Below are 16,213 nucleotides of genomic sequence, written 5' to 3' on the forward strand. Positions count from 1 at the left end.
CGGAAGTTAAGCTTCTCAGCGCCGATGGTAGTTGGGACTTTGTCCCTGTGAGAGTAGGACGTTGCCAGGCAAAACGAAACACAACCTGATATGGGTTGTGTTTTTTTGTTGTCCGTCAGAACAATCGTTCCCACGCGGCGATACTTTTAGAGAAAAAGGTAACGATACCTGGAGAATCATGCCCTAGCAGCAACATCTTTAGAGGATGGGGGAATGATAGTCAGTGTGACCAAAATCCAGATTCAGAATGGAAAAAGTGGTCACAAGAAGAGCCTTTGTGACCAAAATCCAGATTCGGAATGGAAAAAGTGGTCACAAGAAGAGCCCTTGTGACCAAAATTCAGATTCGAAATGGAAAAAGTGGTCACAAGAAGAGCCCTTGTGACCAAAATTCAGGTTCGAAATGGAAAAAGTGGTCACAAGAAGAGCCCTTGTGACTAAGATCCAGATTCGGAATGGTAAAATAGGTCACTGCCTGTACGGAGGTAATTATAAAGAAAAAGATAACAATTATAGACCAATCGCGCCTTTTAATAATCATGAAGAACTCCTCTAAGGATTGTCTCAAATACCTCAAACCCTTTCAGTAAAGCCCAACCAACTAAACTATTACTAATTTCCTAAAAACAAATTAATAACACAAAACAGGTTTCGCACCCGCGAAATATGGAGAAAATCATTAGTAGCAGTTGTTTGCAACTACATAAAATATTAAGTATAATTAAAGTCAAATATAGTCAAAGTCAGAAGGAGGTGCGAAGATGAGAAACATCTCCGATATTATTGAAAAGTATTTGAAGCAAGTGTTAGAAATGAGTGAAAAGGAACATGTTGAAATAAAGAGAAGCGAGATAGCTGATAAATTTCAATGTGTCCCATCACAAATCAATTATGTCATAAATACGCGCTTTACCATAGAACGAGGGTATATCGTAGAAAGCAAACGTGGGGGAGGCGGATATATCCGAATCATGAAAGTGCAGTCCCATGATTTAGTTGACCTAATTGATCATTTACTATCACTTATTGAAAATCGTATTGCACAGGCTACGGCAGAAGATGTTATTTACAGACTTGTCCATGAGGAGATAATCACAAAACGAGAAGCGAAAATTATGCTCAGCGTTATTGACCGTTCTGTTCTTTATATTGATCTTCCATTCCGAGATGAATTACGAGCCCGAATGCTGAAAGCTATGTTAACATCATTGAAATATAAATAATATATTCCAGCCAGAGAGGTGAATAAAGATGATTTGCCAGGAGTGTAATCAAAGACCTGCTGCGCTTCATTTTACAAAAATCGTTAATGGTGAAAAAACGGAAGTGAATCTTTGTGAAAAATGCGCCCAGGAAAAGGGCGAGATGTTTATGTTTACAGGAGGTTCTGGTTTTTCCTTTAATAACCTATTAGCAGGGTTATTAAATATTGAGCCTTCTGTTCAAAAGCAAAGTCAAAATACGTTTCATCAAGAGGAGATTCTTCAATGTAGTGGATGTTCGATGACCTTTCCACAATTTATAAAAGTAGGGCGCTTCGGATGTGCACATTGCTATGAAACATTTAAGGAACAGCTTCCACCGGTCTTAAGCAGACTTCATAGTGGAAATTGGTCTCATAGTGGTAAAATACCAAAGCGAATTGGCGGGGGCATTCACCTTAAAAAGCAAGTTGAAAACCTTAAAAATGAATTAAAAGAGTTAATTCAACAAGAGGAATTTGAAAAAGCTGCTCAGATTCGAGATGAAATTCGTACTCTCGAAAAGCAATTATCGAGCAGCAATAAGGGAGGGGAATAACGTGTCGCTTGAACGCTTTATCAATCAAGCAGTCAGCTCGTGGATGAGCGAGGAGGGGCCTGATTCAGATATTGTCCTTAGTTCCCGAATCCGTTTAGCCCGAAACTTTGAAAACATTAAATTTCCAACATTATTCTCTCATGAAGAAGCACAAGCCATTATAGCAAAGATAGAAGAGATACATCATGAAAGTAGTTTTAGTAAGTTTGGACAAATGGAGTTACTAAAAATTGATGAAATCCAGCCTCTTCAAAAAAGAGTATTAGTAGAAAAGCATTTGATCAGCCCTAATTTAGCAGAGGAATCACCGTATGGGGCCGTTCTATTAACCGAAAACGAAGAAATTAGTATTATGGTTAATGAAGAGGATCACATTCGCATTCAATGCCTGTTTCCTGGGCTGCAGCTAACGGAGGCGTTAGCTGCAGCGAATGAAGTAGATGATTGGCTCGAAAACCACATTCACTATGGATTTGATGAAAAGTATGGCTATCTAACTAGCTGCCCTACAAATGTGGGTACTGGTCTCCGTGCTTCCGTAATGATGCATTTGCCGGGGCTTATGTTAACCCAGCAAATTAATCGAATCATACCGGCCATAAATCAGCTGGGCTTAGTTGTAAGAGGTATATATGGTGAGGGGAGTGAGGCGCTCGGCAATATATTTCAAATCTCGAATCAAATTACACTTGGAAAATCGGAGGAAGACATTTGCCGTGACCTTAAAGGTGTGGTAAGTCAGTTAATTTCACAAGAAAGGTCCGCTCGTGAAGCATTACGCAAAACTTCGAACATACAATTAGAAGACAGAGTGTTTCGATCCTTGGGAGTATTATCTAATTGCAGGATTATAGAAACAAAAGAGGCTGCTAAATGCCTTTCTGATGTTCGCCTAGGTATTGATATGGGATACATTGATCATTTGCCTAAGAATATATTAAATGAATTGATGATTTTAACACAGCCTGGATTTTTACAGCAATATGCAGGCGGTCATTTAAGAGCAAATGAAAGAGATATAAGACGAGCAGCATTAATTCGTGAACGACTAAAAATGGAGCAGGATAAAAGGTGAGGAGGAATGGAATATGATGTTTGGCCGTTTTACTGAAAGAGCCCAAAAGGTTTTAGCATTAGCACAAGAGGAAGCAATCAGACTTGGACACAACAATATAGGGACTGAGCATATTTTACTTGGTTTAGTCCGTGAGGGAGAAGGCATTGCAGCCAAAGCACTTTATGGCCTTGGATTAGGTTCTGAAAAAATTCAAAAAGAAGTTGAATCGTTAATTGGAAAAGGCCAGGAAGCATCCCAAACAATTCACTACACACCAAGAGCGAAAAAGGTAATTGAATTATCGATGGATGAGGCTAGAAAATTAGGACATTCCTATGTTGGAACAGAGCATATCCTACTCGGTTTAATTCGTGAAGGAGAAGGTGTAGCTGCAAGAGTTCTTAATAACCTTGGAGTAAGTTTAAATAAAGCACGTCAACAGGTATTACAATTACTTGGAAGCAATGAGTCAGGCGGGCATCAGGGAGGAGCATCTGTAAGTGCGAACACCCCAACACTTGACAGCCTGGCAAGAGACCTTACCTCGATTGCAAGAGAAGGAAGTTTAGACCCAGTTATCGGAAGAAGCAAGGAAATCCAACGGGTCATTGAAGTATTAAGCCGCCGTACCAAAAACAACCCAGTTCTAATTGGTGAACCAGGTGTAGGTAAAACGGCAATTGCTGAAGGGCTTGCTCAACAGATTGTAAACAATGAAGTCCCAGAAATCCTTCGTGATAAGCGTGTTATGACATTAGATATGGGCACGGTAGTGGCAGGTACAAAATACCGCGGTGAGTTTGAAGATCGTTTAAAGAAGGTAATGGATGAAATCCGCCAAGCTGGTAACATCATTCTCTTTATAGATGAATTACACACGTTAATCGGTGCAGGAGGAGCAGAAGGAGCCATCGATGCTTCTAACATTTTAAAGCCATCACTTGCACGCGGGGAGCTTCAATGTATTGGTGCGACCACACTCGATGAATATCGTAAGTATATTGAAAAAGATGCGGCATTAGAACGTCGCTTCCAGCCAATCCGTGTTGATGAACCAACGGCTGAAGAGTCCGTCCGGATATTAGAGGGTCTCCGAGATCGTTATGAAGCCCATCATCGTGTATCTATCACAGATGAGGCTATTGAAGCAGCAGTTAAGCTGTCTGACCGCTATATCTCTGACCGATTCTTACCGGATAAGGCGATTGACTTAATTGATGAAGCGGGATCTAAGGTACGCTTACGCTCTTATACAACACCGCCAAACTTAAAGGAATTAGAAGTTAAGCTGGAGGAGGTTCGCAAAGAGAAGGATGCAGCCGTTCAAAGCCAAGAGTTTGAGAAAGCGGCCTCTCTAAGAGACACTGAACAGCGTCTTCGAGAACAGTTAGAAGAAACTAAGAAGACATGGAAAGAAAAACAAGGCAAAGAAAACAGTGAAGTTACCGTAGAAGATATTGCAAGTGTTGTATCGAGTTGGACTGGAATACCTGTCTCCAAGCTCGCTCAAACAGAAACGGCTAAATTGCTCAATTTAGAGGAAATTCTGCATTCCCGCGTGATTGGCCAGGAGGAGGCAGTTAAGGCTGTTTCCAAAGCGGTTAGACGTGCAAGAGCGGGCTTGAAGGATCCGAAACGACCAATTGGTTCTTTTGTCTTCCTTGGACCTACAGGTGTGGGGAAAACCGAATTGGCAAGAGCACTTGCTGAGGCAATGTTTGGCGACGAAGATGCCATGATTCGCATCGATATGTCCGAATATATGGAGAAACATTCAACTTCTCGTTTGGTTGGATCTCCTCCAGGTTATGTTGGATATGAAGAAGGCGGGCAATTAACGGAAAAGGTAAGGAGAAAGCCATACTCCGTTATCCTGCTTGATGAAATTGAAAAAGCACATCCAGATGTATTTAATATTTTATTACAAGTACTTGAGGATGGACGCTTGACAGATTCCAAAGGAAGAACGGTTGATTTCAGAAATACAGTACTGATTATGACTTCCAATGTCGGTGCAGAAGCCTTAAAGCGGAACAAATATGTTGGTTTTAATATTCAAGATGGCGAGCAGAATTATAAGGATATGAAGGGCAAGGTAATGGAAGAACTGAAAAAAGCCTTCCGCCCAGAATTCTTAAACCGTATCGATGAAATAATTGTCTTCCATGCTTTAGAAAGAAAGCATTTAGACGAAATTGTTACACTGCTGTCTGAACAGCTAGTAAAACGATTAAAAGAACAGCATATTTCTTTAGAATTAACAGAAGCCGCAAAGGGAAAAATCTCTGTAGAAGGTTACGACCCAGAGTATGGTGCACGTCCTTTACGCCGAGCTATTCAGAAGCATATTGAGGACCGCCTGTCTGAGGAGCTTCTAAAAGGTACAGTACTAACAGGTCAACATGTTATAATTGATGTAGACAATGGTGAGTTCTTAGTTAGAACGGCTGAAAAAACGACTCTAACTAAATAAACCAGGTCTTTTTAGGAACAACTAAAAGGGGTACACGATATTAGTTTGACCGTGTACCTCTTTTTCTATTTATAGTCAGGAGTAGATCGATATGGCCAAACGAAAAACAAAGTTTATGTGTCAGGAGTGCGGGTATGAATCGCCAAAGTGGATGGGTAAATGCCCAGGCTGCGGACAGTGGAATAAAATGGTGGAAGAGGTTGAGGTAACCGGCGGAAATAGAAGGGGTGCATTTGCCCATTCCCAGGGTTCAACAATTTTAGCAAAACCAACACCAATTACAGCAATTGAATCGTTAACTGAGCCGAGGATACTTACCGACTTGAATGAGCTGAATCGTGTTTTAGGCGGCGGAGTGGTAAAGGGTTCACTGGTATTAATCGGCGGTGATCCTGGTATTGGTAAATCAACCCTCTTGCTTCAGGTATCGTCTCAGCTTGCGAATAAGGGAAATCAGGTTTTATACATATCCGGTGAGGAATCTTTAAGACAAACAAAACTGCGTGCTGAACGACTTGGAATAAAGTCTGAAAATCTTCTTGTCTATGCAGAGACCAATTTGGAAGAGATAAACCGGACCATTGAAGGGACAAATCCGAGCTTTGTGATTATTGATTCTATCCAAACCGTCTTTCATCCGGAAATAACGTCTGCACCTGGGAGTGTTTCACAGGTACGAGAGTGTACCTCTGAATTAATGAGAATAGGGAAAACAAAAGGAATAGCAATCTTTATTGTAGGCCATGTAACCAAAGAAGGATCCATTGCCGGGCCTAGACTGCTTGAGCATATGGTGGACACTGTTCTCTACTTTGAAGGAGAAAGACACCATACCTATCGAATTTTACGGGCAGTAAAGAACCGTTTTGGGTCAACAAACGAAATGGGAATATTTGAAATGAAAGAATTTGGACTTGATGAGGTTGCAAATCCATCAGAAATTTTTCTTGAAGAGAGATCGCAAGGTGCTGCTGGTTCAACTGTAGTTGCTTCTATGGAGGGCACACGACCTGTACTTGTTGAAATACAGGCATTAATTTCTCCAACTAGCTTTGGAAATCCAAGAAGAATGGCCACAGGAATTGATCATAATCGAGTGCCGCTGCTGATGGCTGTTTTAGAAAAGCGGATGGGTATGTTACTGCAGAACCAAGACGCCTACCTAAAAGTGGCCGGAGGAGTGAAGCTGGATGAACCCGCCATTGATTTGGCTATTTGTGTAAGCATTGCTTCCAGCTTCCGTGATAAACCAACAAGAGCAACAGATTGTATTATAGGTGAGGTTGGGTTGACTGGTGAAGTCAGACGGGTCTCTAGGATTGACCAGCGTGTGCAGGAAGCAGCAAAGCTGGGTTTCGAAAGAGTCATTTTACCCGCCAATAATTTAAGCGGCTGGCAAGGTCCTAAAGGAGTAGAGTTAATTGGTGTATCCACTGTAGCGGAAGCCTTAAAAGCAGCGTTGGGAGTGTAATAGATGGAAAATAGAAAGCTGGGTGAACAAAGCGTAAGTGAAGTCTTACAGTTTCTTGCCCCAGGTACACCTATTCGTGAAGGAATTGATAATGTACTAAGGGCTAATACTGGCGGGCTAATTGTTGTTGGCTACAATGATAAGGTCAAAAGTATTGTGGATGGCGGTTTTCAAATTAATTGTCCTTTTTCGCCGAGTTATCTATATGAGCTGGCTAAAATGGACGGTGCAATTATCCTTAATGAACTAGGTAATAAGATTCTGATAGCGAATGCCCAGCTTGTTCCGGATTCAGATATATCTGCTTCAGAAACAGGCATGCGGCATAGAACAGCCGAAAGAGTAGCCAGGCAGACAAAAGCGCTTGTTATTGCTATTTCTCAAAGGAGAAATGTTATAACCTTATATCAAGGGAACTTCCGATATGCTCTAAAAGATATATCAGTAATTTTAACGAAGGCAAATCAAGCCATTCAAATGCTTGAAAAGTATAAAGCAGTCTTAGAACGCAGTATAGCCAGCTTAAGCATTTTGGAGTTTGAAGAATCTGTTACCTATAACGATTTTCTTCTTGTTTTACACAGATTTGAGATGGTTCTAAAAATAAAGAATGAATTAATAACGTACTTAAATGAATTAGGTACAGAGGGCAGACTGATTCGTCTGCAAATGAATGAGATTTTGACAGACCTAGAAGAAGAGACATCAAATATCATTAAGGATTATGCATTTGACAGGCAAGTCAAGGCAAGGGATGTCCTCAAACGAATGCAGGCATTAACAAGTAATGGGACATTAGATGATATCGCTATATTGAAGTTGATGGGCTATCAAGGTTATATACCACTTGATGAAAGTAAACATCCAAGAGGTTATCGAATCCTTAACAAAATACCTCGACTGCCGATCGTTATTATTGAAAACATTATTACAAGTTTTGGTGAGTTTTCAAAAATTATTTCAGCCACTGTTGAAGAACTTGATGATGTTGAAGGGATTGGGGAAATCCGGGCTAAAAAAATTAAAGAAGGCTTAAAATTAATTAAAGAGCGGCTATATACAGAACGACAGCTTTAAGTTTTCTTTTTAAAAACAGTAATTTCCATTTATTTTACAGGTTTTTTCCTCAGTGCTACCCTATGAAGTGAAAAATATATTTATATCTATCTCTGCAATTCACATTGAAAACTTGTTATTTGATAAAAATAATCCATAAACGAAGGTTTCATTTTTGGGAATATGTTTATAATGAGTAGAGGAGGTGAAGGAATGTTAAAACGTATTGTGCAGGCTTGTTTTCTCATAACTGGGGGAACGCTTGGAATTTTGCTGATTCCACAATTACTAAAATTAATTAGTTTCGATGACATTCCAATAATCAGTAACTCATATGTCACGGCTATTATAGGTGCAATTATTTTTTATCTTATTACTTTTTGGGCAGTAGATTATGTACTGGAGTTTATTAAATGGGCGGAAGATTCACTGGTGAAAATCCCAGTAACCGATGTGATTTTTGGCAGTATTGGATTAATCTTCGGTTTGTTAGTTGCCTTTTTAATCGGCTTTGCTTTAAATGCCGTTCAAGTACCTATACTCAATGCTGTAGCCCCTATTTTGCTGACATTATTATTTGGATACCTAGGCTTTCAGGTAGGATTTAAGAAAAGAGATGAGCTTTTGAATCTTTTTGGCAGCCGTGGAAAGAAGAAAGCCGGAGAAGAGGATGCTGAAAAGGACGAAAGTCAATCGCTAAAGATTCTAGATACGAGTGTAATAATTGATGGCCGCGTGGCGGATATTTGCCAAACAGGATTTTTAGAAGGAACAATTGTCATTCCTCGCTTTGTACTTGAGGAGCTCCAGCATATTGCGGATTCATCGGATGTTCTTAAGCGAAACCGCGGCAGACGCGGCTTGGATATCTTAAATCGAATTCAAAAGGAACTTGCCATTAAAGTGGAAATTTATGAAGGCGATTTTGATGAAATTCAAGAGGTAGACAGCAAGCTGGTGAAGCTGGCAAAGATTACGAATGGAATGCTTGTAACCAATGACTTTAATCTCAATAAAGTATGTGAATTACAGAATGTTTCTGTATTGAATATTAATGATTTAGCCAATGCAGTCAAACCAGTGGTACTGCCTGGTGAAGAGTTATCTGTTCAGGTAATTAAGGATGGTAAAGAATATCATCAAGGTGTTGCCTATCTCGATGATGGTACAATGATTGTGGTTGAAGAGGGAAGAGAATATATCGGAAAAAGAATAGATGTTCTCGTGACGAGTGTTCTTCAGACATCGGCAGGCAGAATGATATTTGCGAAACCAAAATTATTGGAAAAGGCATTGTAGCAGCTAAACAATAGACAGAGAATAGAATGGAGATTTATTATGGCTTATCAAGTCATTATCCCGGCAGCTGGGCAAGGAAAGCGGATGGGAGCGGGGAAAAACAAGCTTCTGCTGGAACTAAATAACATTCCTGTACTCATTCATACCTTAAAGGTGTTCGAAGAGGATGAATTGTGTGAAGGGATTATTTTAGCTATCCATCCACAGGATGAAGAAGAATTTATTTTATTATTAAAAAAGCATAATGTGAAAAAGGTACTTGATTTAGTTCCCGGAGGAAAAGAGCGTCAAGACAGCATTTATAATGCATTGAAAACGGTGAAAACTGAGGGAATTATTTTAGTTCACGATGCAGCGCGTCCTTTCATTCAGAAGGACCAAATTCACCGTTTACTAGATACAGCACAAAAAACAGATGCAGCAATCATTGGAGTGCCAGCTAAAGATACCATGAAAACAGTACGTGATAATGTGGTAAAGGCAACTGTCGAAAGATCTAGCTTGTGGGTTGTTCAAACCCCACAAGCTTTTCGTTTTTCCCTATTGTACAGGGCCTATGAACAGGCTGCTAAGGATGGCTTTGTTGGTACGGATGATTCCAGTTTGGTAGAGCGAATCTCTCACCCCGTTACAATGGTCGAGGGGGATTATGATAATCTTAAGCTTACGACACAGGAAGATCTATTTTTTGCGCAAGCAATATTACAGAAAAGACAAGGGAGTTTTTGAATATGTTCCGTATTGGACAAGGCTTTGATGTACATCAATTAACCGAAGGGCGTCCGCTTATAATTGGCGGCATTACGATCCCATATGAAAAAGGACTGCTGGGCCACTCCGATGCAGATGTCTTATTACATACAGTAGCGGATGCATGTCTTGGAGCAATTGGAGAAGGAGATATCGGCAAACATTTTCCCGATACTGATCCTGCCTTCAAGGATGCAGATTCAGCTAAATTGATGGAGCATGTGTGGCAGCTTGTCAAAGATAAAGGGTATGAGCTTGTTAATGCAGATTGTACCATTATTGCACAGAAGCCAAAGATGGCACCTTATATTCAACAAATGAGAGAAAGAATTGCAGAATTACTTAATGCCGATCCTGAGCAAATTAATGTTAAAGCAACAACAACAGAGAAACTGGGCTTTACAGGCCGTGGTGAAGGAATTGCCTCACAAGTAGTAGTTTTACTAAAACAGAATTAAATTCTTTATTGCTGAATTACACAGTGGTAAAATAAATCAGATATAGAAAAATCAACGGTATAGAATTGTCTAGCGCAAGCAGCCTAGGGGCTCGGGTCATAAGCCAATCCGTCAAGAAGGTTATAGAGCAACCTTCTCGCCGGCTCGTCTAGACTCACGCCCCTGGGCAAGGCGCTTACGCTTTTCGAAGGAGGCATAATGATGTCAAATGAAGTTCGTGTAAGGTATGCTCCAAGTCCAACTGGACATTTACATATTGGAAATGCTCGTACAGCATTATTTAATTATTTGTTTGCGCGCAGTAAGCAAGGTAAATTTATTATCCGTATAGAGGATACAGATAAGAAGCGGAATATTGCGGGCGGAGAAGAAAGCCAATTAAAATACCTTAAATGGCTGGGAATGGATTGGGATGAAAGTGTGGATGTCGGCGGCGAATATGGACCTTATCGGCAGTCAGAAAGAAACGATATCTATCAAACCTACTACAATCAATTATTAGAGAATGGTCATGCTTATAAATGTTATTGTACAGAGGCAGAAATTGAAGCAGAGCGTGAAGAGCAGACAGAGCGGGGTGAAACTCCTCACTATTCTGGCAAATGCCGCCACCTGACAGCTGAAGACCGTGCGAAGCTAGAAAGCGAAGGACGTGAGCCAAGTATTCGAATGGTTGTTCCAGAAGGAAGAACTTTTACATTTGATGATATGGTAAAAGGGACTGTTTCCTTTGAATCTGAAGGAATGGGCGATTGGGTCATTATTAAGAAGGATGGAACGCCAACCTATAATTTTGCGGTAACCATTGATGATTATTTAATGAAAATTTCGCATGTCCTTCGAGGAGATGACCATATTTCTAACACTCCTAAGCAGCTGATGGTTTATGAAGCATTAGGCTGGGAGCCGCCGATTTTTGGACACATGACGTTAATCGTGAACGAGAGCAGAAAGAAGTTAAGTAAGCGGGATGAATCGATTATTCAATTTATCGAGCAATACGAAGAATTAGGTTATCTGCCAGAGGCCTTATTCAATTTTATTACACTGCTTGGCTGGTCTCCAGCAGGCGAAGAAGAACTTTATTCAAAAGACGAGTTCATCCAGATTTTCGATGCAAATCGTTTATCGAAGTCACCCGCTTTATTTGATACAAATAAGCTTACATGGATGAACAACCAGTATATGAAAAAAGTTGATGTAGACACCGTACTGAAGTTATCCTTGCCACATCTTGTGAAGGCTGGCCGTTTGAGTGAAAATTTAACAGATGAAGAGCATCAATGGGCAAAAAGCTTAGTTGCGCTGTTACAGGAAAAAATGAGCTTTGGTGCGGAGATTGTTGAGCTTTCGGATATGTTCTTTAAAGATGATGCAGAATATGAAGAAGACGCTAAGGAAGTACTTGAGGGAGAGACCGTGCCTGAAGTACTAAAGGCATTCTCTGAAGAGCTTGAAAAACTGGAAAACTTTAAAGCGGATGAGATCAAAGCAGCGATGAAGGCAGTACAAAAATCAACAGGGCAAAAAGGAAAAAATCTATTTATGCCTATCCGTGCAGCTGTTTCAGGTCAAACACATGGACCAGATCTGCCACAAGCTATTGAACTTTTAGGAAAAGCTAAGGTTCTAAACAGAATTCAAAAAATTATTGGTTAACATTCCAGTAAATATGTAATATAGTAAGTGATATATACTTTTAATAAGAAAAAGTGTTGAAGAGGAAAAGTAGGATATGATGCTTTAAAGAGAAAACCATCGCCGGCTGAAAGTGGTTTAAGCCTCTCATATGTGAAAATGCACCTCAGAGTCCCATTTCGAAGGATGTTGAATCTGTGTAGATTTGGGCGGAACCTTTCCGTTAACAGGTAGAGTGAGGCCAAGATAAGCCATAGACATAACAGCTTATCGGTCTAATCAGAGTGGAACCGCGCAAAAGCGTCTCTGTCGTTAAGACAGAGGCGTTTTTTTATTACCAAAAAACAAAGGGGCCAAATGTAGAGGAGACTATCTTAGGCTAAAGCTATGTTTTATTAACCAAAAGGGGGAAATGTAAATGTTCAAAAGGATGAAGGAGGACATAGAAGTTGTTTTTGAACAAGATCCGGCAGCGAGAAGTTACTTAGAAGTTATCCTAACGTATTCAGGCTTACACGCAATTTGGGCCCACCGAATTGCCCATGGATTTTTTAAGAGGAAGTTTTATTTCCTTGCACGGGTAATTTCTCAGGTTAGTCGATTCTTTACAGGTATTGAAATACATCCTGGTGCCAAAATAGGCAGAAGATTTTTTATAGACCATGGTATGGGGGTTGTCATCGGAGAAACATGTGAAATCGGTGATAACGTAACTGTATTCCAGGGTGTTACACTTGGTGGCACGGGGAAAGAAAAGGGTAAAAGACATCCAACGATAAAGGACAACGCCTTAATTGCGACAGGGGCAAAAGTTCTCGGTTCGATAACGATTGGTGAAAATTCTAAAATTGGTGCGGGATCAGTTGTTTTAAAGGAAGTCCCACCTAATTCAACGGTGGTAGGCGTCCCGGGCAGGGTTGTAATTCAAGATGGTAAGAAAATAACGAGAGATTTAGATCATTGCAATCTTCCTGACCCGGTAGCAGATCGACTAAGAGAAATGCAAATTGAACTGATTGATTTGAAAGAAGAAATAACTGAATTGAAAAAAGAAAGGACTAAAGTAAATGGCCATTCAGCTGTATAATACATTAACACGAAGAAAAGAAGAGTTTATTCCCCTTGAAGAAGGGAAAGTAAAAATGTATGTTTGCGGTCCGACTGTCTATAATTATATTCATATCGGTAATGCACGCCCAGCCATTGTATTTGATACGGTTCGGCGCTACTTTGAATACAGAGGATATGACATACAGTATGTATCTAACTTTACAGATGTTGATGATAAATTAATTCGTGCTGCTAATCAGCTTGGAGAGGATGTTCCAACTATTGCTAATCGTTTCATCGAGGCGTATTTTGAGGATGTATCAGCACTAGGCTGCAAACAGGCAGATGTCCATCCTCGTGTTATGGATAATATGGATATTATTATTGAGTTTATTGATGAGCTCATCAAGAAGGGATATGCCTATGAATCAGAAGGAGATGTTTATTTCCGGACGAGAAATTTTGAAGGCTACGGTAAACTCTCTCATCAATCCATTGATGACCTGCAGGTGGGCGCTAGAATTGAGGTTGGTGAAAAGAAACAAGATGATCTGGACTTTGCCTTATGGAAAGCGGCAAAGGAAGGGGAAATCTATTGGGAAAGTCCTTGGGGGATTGGACGCCCAGGCTGGCATATAGAATGTTCAGCAATGGCTAAAAAGTACCTGGGTGAAACGATAGATATTCATGCCGGCGGTCAAGATTTAACTTTCCCGCACCATGAAAATGAAATTGCTCAATCTGAGGCACTATCAGGCAAAGCCTTTGCACGGTATTGGATGCATAACGGATATATTAATATTGACAATGAAAAGATGTCCAAATCACTTGGAAACTTTGTTCTTGTCCATGACATTATTAAAAGGCATAATCCTCAGGTGTTACGATTCTTTATGCTGTCGGTTCATTACCGCAATCCAATTAACTATAGTGAGGAATTACTGGAAAGTACGAGGGCGGCCTTTGAACGCTTAACAACCTCCTATCAAAATTTAAAACATCGCAAAGAATCTAGTACAAATTTGACAAACAATAATCACGAATGGCTTGAAAAAATAGCAGGTCTTCAGGATGAGTTTATCAAGGCGATGGATGATGATTTTAATACAGCAAAAGCTATTTCTGTTTTGTTTGATCTTTCGAAGCTTGCTAACTATTACCTTCTTGAGAAGAACACAGCGGTAGAAGTTATTGATAAATTTACTGCTCAATTTGATGAGTTATTTAATGTATTAGGTCTAAGTTTTGCAAATACAGAAATGCTGGATGAAGAGATTGATGCATTAATTGAAAAAAGAAATCAGGCTCGTAAAGATCGTAATTTCCAGCTTTCAGACCAAATTCGTGATCAATTAAAGGAAATGAATATTATTTTAGAAGATACTCCGCAAGGTACGAGATGGAAAAGAGGCTAATTCATGCTTGATTATCAAGAAAAAGTAAATGCCAATCAATTGAATAGTCTTGCGCTGGCTTATGTGGGTGATGCTGTCTATGAGATTTATGTCAGACGGCATCTCTTGCAAAGCGGGAAGGTAAAGCCTAATCATCTTCACCGCACGGGAACAACGTATGTTTCTGCAAAAGCACAGTGTCAGGTCCTATTTAGAATGATGGATGAAAACCTTCTGTCAGAGGAGGAACAGGCGGTTGTTATGCGCGGCCGTAACGCTAAATCTGGTACTGTCCCTAAAAACACGGATGTCCAAACTTATCACTATAGTACCGCTTTTGAGGCGTTAATGGGATTTTTATATTTATCGGAGAAAATTGAGCGATTAGAGGAACTTATTGTAAAGTCCTTTGAATTTGTAGAAGAGAAGAAAGGAGGAACAAGCGAATGAGTGAAAACAAAGATTATATCATTGGAAAAAATCCAGTAATGGAGGCGCTAAGGTCTGAGAGGGATATCAACAAGATATTGATTGCAGAATCCTCTCAGCGCGGACAAATGCAGCCATTAATTCAATTAGCGAAAGAAGCTAATGTTATCGTTCAGTTTGTCCCAAAGAAAAAAATTGACCAGATATCAGATGAAAATCATCAGGGAGTTCTTGCGTACGTTGCTGCTTACCAATATGCAGAAATCGATGACCTATTTACAGCTGCAGAAAAGAGAAACGAAGCCCCATTCTTCTTGTTATTAGATGAGATTGAGGATCCTCATAATCTTGGTTCAATCATGCGGACAGCTGATGCAGTTGGGGCACATGGAATCATTATTCCTAAAAGAAGAGCGGTTGGTTTAACGGCAACAGTCGCAAAAGCTTCAACTGGCGCGATTGAACATATACCGGTTGTCCGAGTTACAAATATGGCTAGAACCATTGATGAGTTAAAGGAACGCGGTATATGGATTGCCGGTACAGATGCAAGCGGAAAACAAGATTATCGACAATTTGATGGCACACTGCCTCTTGGTTTAGTAATTGGGAGCGAAGGAAAAGGAATGGGCCGTCTTGTTAGAGATAAATGTGATTTCCTTATCAACCTGCCGATGGCTGGAAAGGTAACATCATTGAATGCTTCTGTTGCAGCAGCATTACTAATGTATGAGGTATACCGCAGGCGGCATCCTCTAGAGGGATAGAAATGGATATTTTGCTAGTCGATGGATATAACATTATTGGGGCTTGGCCTGAGTTAAGGGCTTTGAAGGATCATGATTTACCGGCAGCGAGGGATCGTCTAGTAGAAAAGATGGCGGAATACCAAGCATTTTCAGGTTATCGTGTTATCGTTGTATTTGATGCCTATTATGTGCAAGGAACGGAAAAAAAATATAGGAACCATAAAGTAGAGGTTATTTTCACCAAGGAAAATGAAACAGCTGATGAGCGTATTGAGAAATTGGCCATTGCTCTAAATAACAGACGGACTCAGATTCATGTTGCCACGTCAGATTTTACTGAGCAATGGGCTATTTTTGGACAAGGTGCACTAAGGAAATCCGCAAGGGAGTTACTTATAGAGATGTCCTCCGTAGAAAGAGGAATAGAAAAAAAGGTGAAAAAAATCCAAGAGAAAAGACCAGTCTCAAAAATACCGATTAGCAGTGAAGTGGCAGAAATTTTTGAAAAGTGGCGCAGAGGACAAAAGTAAGCGTTGACGTTCAAAAGTTACGGGCAGTATAATAATACTATCTATGCTTGTTCGGTGGA

15 protein-coding genes and 1 other annotated feature are annotated in these 16,213 nt (G+C 40.2%); all 15 genes read left to right on the forward strand.

Going from position 1 to position 16,213, the window contains the following annotated elements:
- Positions 1-761: 761 nt before the first annotated feature.
- The 15 genes from H0184_RS26595 to H0184_RS26665 all read left to right on the forward strand — a co-directional run bounded on the left by H0184_RS26595 (position 762) and on the right by H0184_RS26665 (position 16,154).
- Positions 762-1,223, forward strand: coding sequence for a CtsR family transcriptional regulator (locus tag H0184_RS26595; RefSeq protein WP_221830765.1), 462 nt, complete (start codon positions 762-764; stop codon positions 1,221-1,223).
- A gap of 28 nt (positions 1,224-1,251) precedes the next feature.
- Positions 1,252-1,800 (forward strand): UvrB/UvrC motif-containing protein, encoded by a 549-nt coding sequence (locus H0184_RS26600; protein WP_221830766.1) that lies wholly within the window; start codon positions 1,252-1,254, stop codon positions 1,798-1,800.
- Position 1,801: 1 nt separating this feature from the next.
- Positions 1,802-2,875: a protein arginine kinase gene (locus tag H0184_RS26605; protein ID WP_221830768.1), complete on the forward strand. Its 1,074-nt coding sequence runs from the start codon at positions 1,802-1,804 to the stop codon at positions 2,873-2,875.
- A gap of 13 nt (positions 2,876-2,888) precedes the next feature.
- Positions 2,889-5,330: an ATP-dependent protease ATP-binding subunit ClpC gene (clpC, locus tag H0184_RS26610; protein ID WP_221830776.1), complete on the forward strand. Its 2,442-nt coding sequence runs from the start codon at positions 2,889-2,891 to the stop codon at positions 5,328-5,330.
- A gap of 91 nt (positions 5,331-5,421) precedes the next feature.
- Complete coding sequence (gene radA / locus H0184_RS26615; RefSeq protein WP_221830777.1) at positions 5,422-6,801, forward strand: DNA repair protein RadA; 1,380 nt, start codon at positions 5,422-5,424, stop codon at positions 6,799-6,801.
- Positions 6,802-6,804: 3 nt separating this feature from the next.
- Positions 6,805-7,878: a DNA integrity scanning diadenylate cyclase DisA gene (disA, locus tag H0184_RS26620; protein WP_221830784.1), complete on the forward strand. Its 1,074-nt coding sequence runs from the start codon at positions 6,805-6,807 to the stop codon at positions 7,876-7,878.
- Between the two features lie 192 nt (positions 7,879-8,070).
- Positions 8,071-9,156, forward strand: a complete 1,086-nt coding sequence (locus H0184_RS26625) for a PIN/TRAM domain-containing protein (RefSeq protein WP_221830786.1) — start codon at positions 8,071-8,073, stop codon at positions 9,154-9,156.
- A gap of 39 nt (positions 9,157-9,195) precedes the next feature.
- Positions 9,196-9,885: a 2-C-methyl-D-erythritol 4-phosphate cytidylyltransferase gene (ispD, locus tag H0184_RS26630; protein WP_221830788.1), complete on the forward strand. Its 690-nt coding sequence runs from the start codon at positions 9,196-9,198 to the stop codon at positions 9,883-9,885.
- A 2-nt stretch (positions 9,886-9,887) separates the two neighbouring features.
- Complete coding sequence (gene ispF / locus H0184_RS26635; RefSeq protein ID WP_221830801.1) at positions 9,888-10,364, forward strand: 2-C-methyl-D-erythritol 2,4-cyclodiphosphate synthase; 477 nt, start codon at positions 9,888-9,890, stop codon at positions 10,362-10,364.
- Positions 10,365-10,565: 201 nt separating this feature from the next.
- Positions 10,566-12,023 (forward strand): glutamate--tRNA ligase, encoded by a 1,458-nt coding sequence (gltX, locus tag H0184_RS26640; RefSeq protein ID WP_221830803.1) that lies wholly within the window; start codon positions 10,566-10,568, stop codon positions 12,021-12,023.
- A gap of 47 nt (positions 12,024-12,070) precedes the next feature.
- Positions 12,071-12,313 (forward strand) — a binding site (T-box leader).
- A gap of 107 nt (positions 12,314-12,420) precedes the next feature.
- Entirely contained in the window at positions 12,421-13,089 is a 669-nt protein-coding gene (gene cysE / locus H0184_RS26645; RefSeq protein WP_221830805.1) for a serine O-acetyltransferase, read from the forward strand.
- Positions 13,070-14,467 carry a cysteine--tRNA ligase gene (cysS, locus tag H0184_RS26650; protein ID WP_221830807.1) on the forward strand — a complete coding sequence of 466 codons (1,398 nt, stop codon included), beginning with the start codon at positions 13,070-13,072 and terminating at the stop codon, positions 14,465-14,467. Before cysE ends, cysS begins: the two co-directional genes overlap by 20 nt.
- 3 nt (positions 14,468-14,470) lie before the next feature.
- The gene (locus H0184_RS26655) at positions 14,471-14,896 is read left to right on the forward strand and encodes a Mini-ribonuclease 3 (RefSeq protein ID WP_221830809.1); all 426 of its coding nucleotides are present in this window, start codon (positions 14,471-14,473) and stop codon (positions 14,894-14,896) included.
- On the forward strand, positions 14,893-15,642 hold the full coding sequence (gene rlmB / locus H0184_RS26660) for a 23S rRNA (guanosine(2251)-2'-O)-methyltransferase RlmB (protein ID WP_221830811.1): 750 nt from the start codon (positions 14,893-14,895) through the stop codon (positions 15,640-15,642). Before H0184_RS26655 ends, rlmB begins: the two co-directional genes overlap by 4 nt.
- A 2-nt stretch (positions 15,643-15,644) precedes the next feature.
- On the forward strand, positions 15,645-16,154 hold the full coding sequence (locus tag H0184_RS26665) for an NYN domain-containing protein (RefSeq protein WP_221830813.1): 510 nt from the start codon (positions 15,645-15,647) through the stop codon (positions 16,152-16,154).
- Positions 16,155-16,213: the final 59 nt, after the last annotated feature.

The sequence above is a fragment of the Neobacillus niacini genome (assembly GCF_019749295.1).
Taxonomy (GTDB): domain Bacteria; phylum Bacillota; class Bacilli; order Bacillales; family Cytobacillaceae; genus Neobacillus; species Neobacillus niacini_D.

Bases quoted from the DNA above. Each gene is read 5' to 3' on its own strand.
- cysS (WP_221830807.1), top strand. From the start codon at position 13,070: ATGGCCATTCAGCTGTATAATACATTAACACGAAGAAAAGAAGAGTTT.
- rlmB (WP_221830811.1), top strand. From the start codon at position 14,893: ATGAGTGAAAACAAAGATTATATCATTGGAAAAAATCCAGTAATGGAG.
- H0184_RS26655 (WP_221830809.1), top strand. From the start codon at position 14,471: ATGCTTGATTATCAAGAAAAAGTAAATGCCAATCAATTGAATAGTCTT.
- cysE (WP_221830805.1), top strand. From the start codon at position 12,421: ATGTTCAAAAGGATGAAGGAGGACATAGAAGTTGTTTTTGAACAAGAT.
- ispF (WP_221830801.1), top strand. From the start codon at position 9,888: ATGTTCCGTATTGGACAAGGCTTTGATGTACATCAATTAACCGAAGGG.
- ispD (WP_221830788.1), top strand. From the start codon at position 9,196: ATGGCTTATCAAGTCATTATCCCGGCAGCTGGGCAAGGAAAGCGGATG.
- radA (WP_221830777.1), top strand. From the start codon at position 5,422: ATGGCCAAACGAAAAACAAAGTTTATGTGTCAGGAGTGCGGGTATGAA.
- H0184_RS26665 (WP_221830813.1), top strand. From the start codon at position 15,645: ATGGATATTTTGCTAGTCGATGGATATAACATTATTGGGGCTTGGCCT.
- H0184_RS26625 (WP_221830786.1), top strand. From the start codon at position 8,071: ATGTTAAAACGTATTGTGCAGGCTTGTTTTCTCATAACTGGGGGAACG.
- H0184_RS26595 (WP_221830765.1), top strand. From the start codon at position 762: ATGAGAAACATCTCCGATATTATTGAAAAGTATTTGAAGCAAGTGTTA.
- clpC (WP_221830776.1), top strand. From the start codon at position 2,889: ATGATGTTTGGCCGTTTTACTGAAAGAGCCCAAAAGGTTTTAGCATTA.
- gltX (WP_221830803.1), top strand. From the start codon at position 10,566: ATGTCAAATGAAGTTCGTGTAAGGTATGCTCCAAGTCCAACTGGACAT.
- disA (WP_221830784.1), top strand. From the start codon at position 6,805: ATGGAAAATAGAAAGCTGGGTGAACAAAGCGTAAGTGAAGTCTTACAG.
- H0184_RS26600 (WP_221830766.1), top strand. From the start codon at position 1,252: ATGATTTGCCAGGAGTGTAATCAAAGACCTGCTGCGCTTCATTTTACA.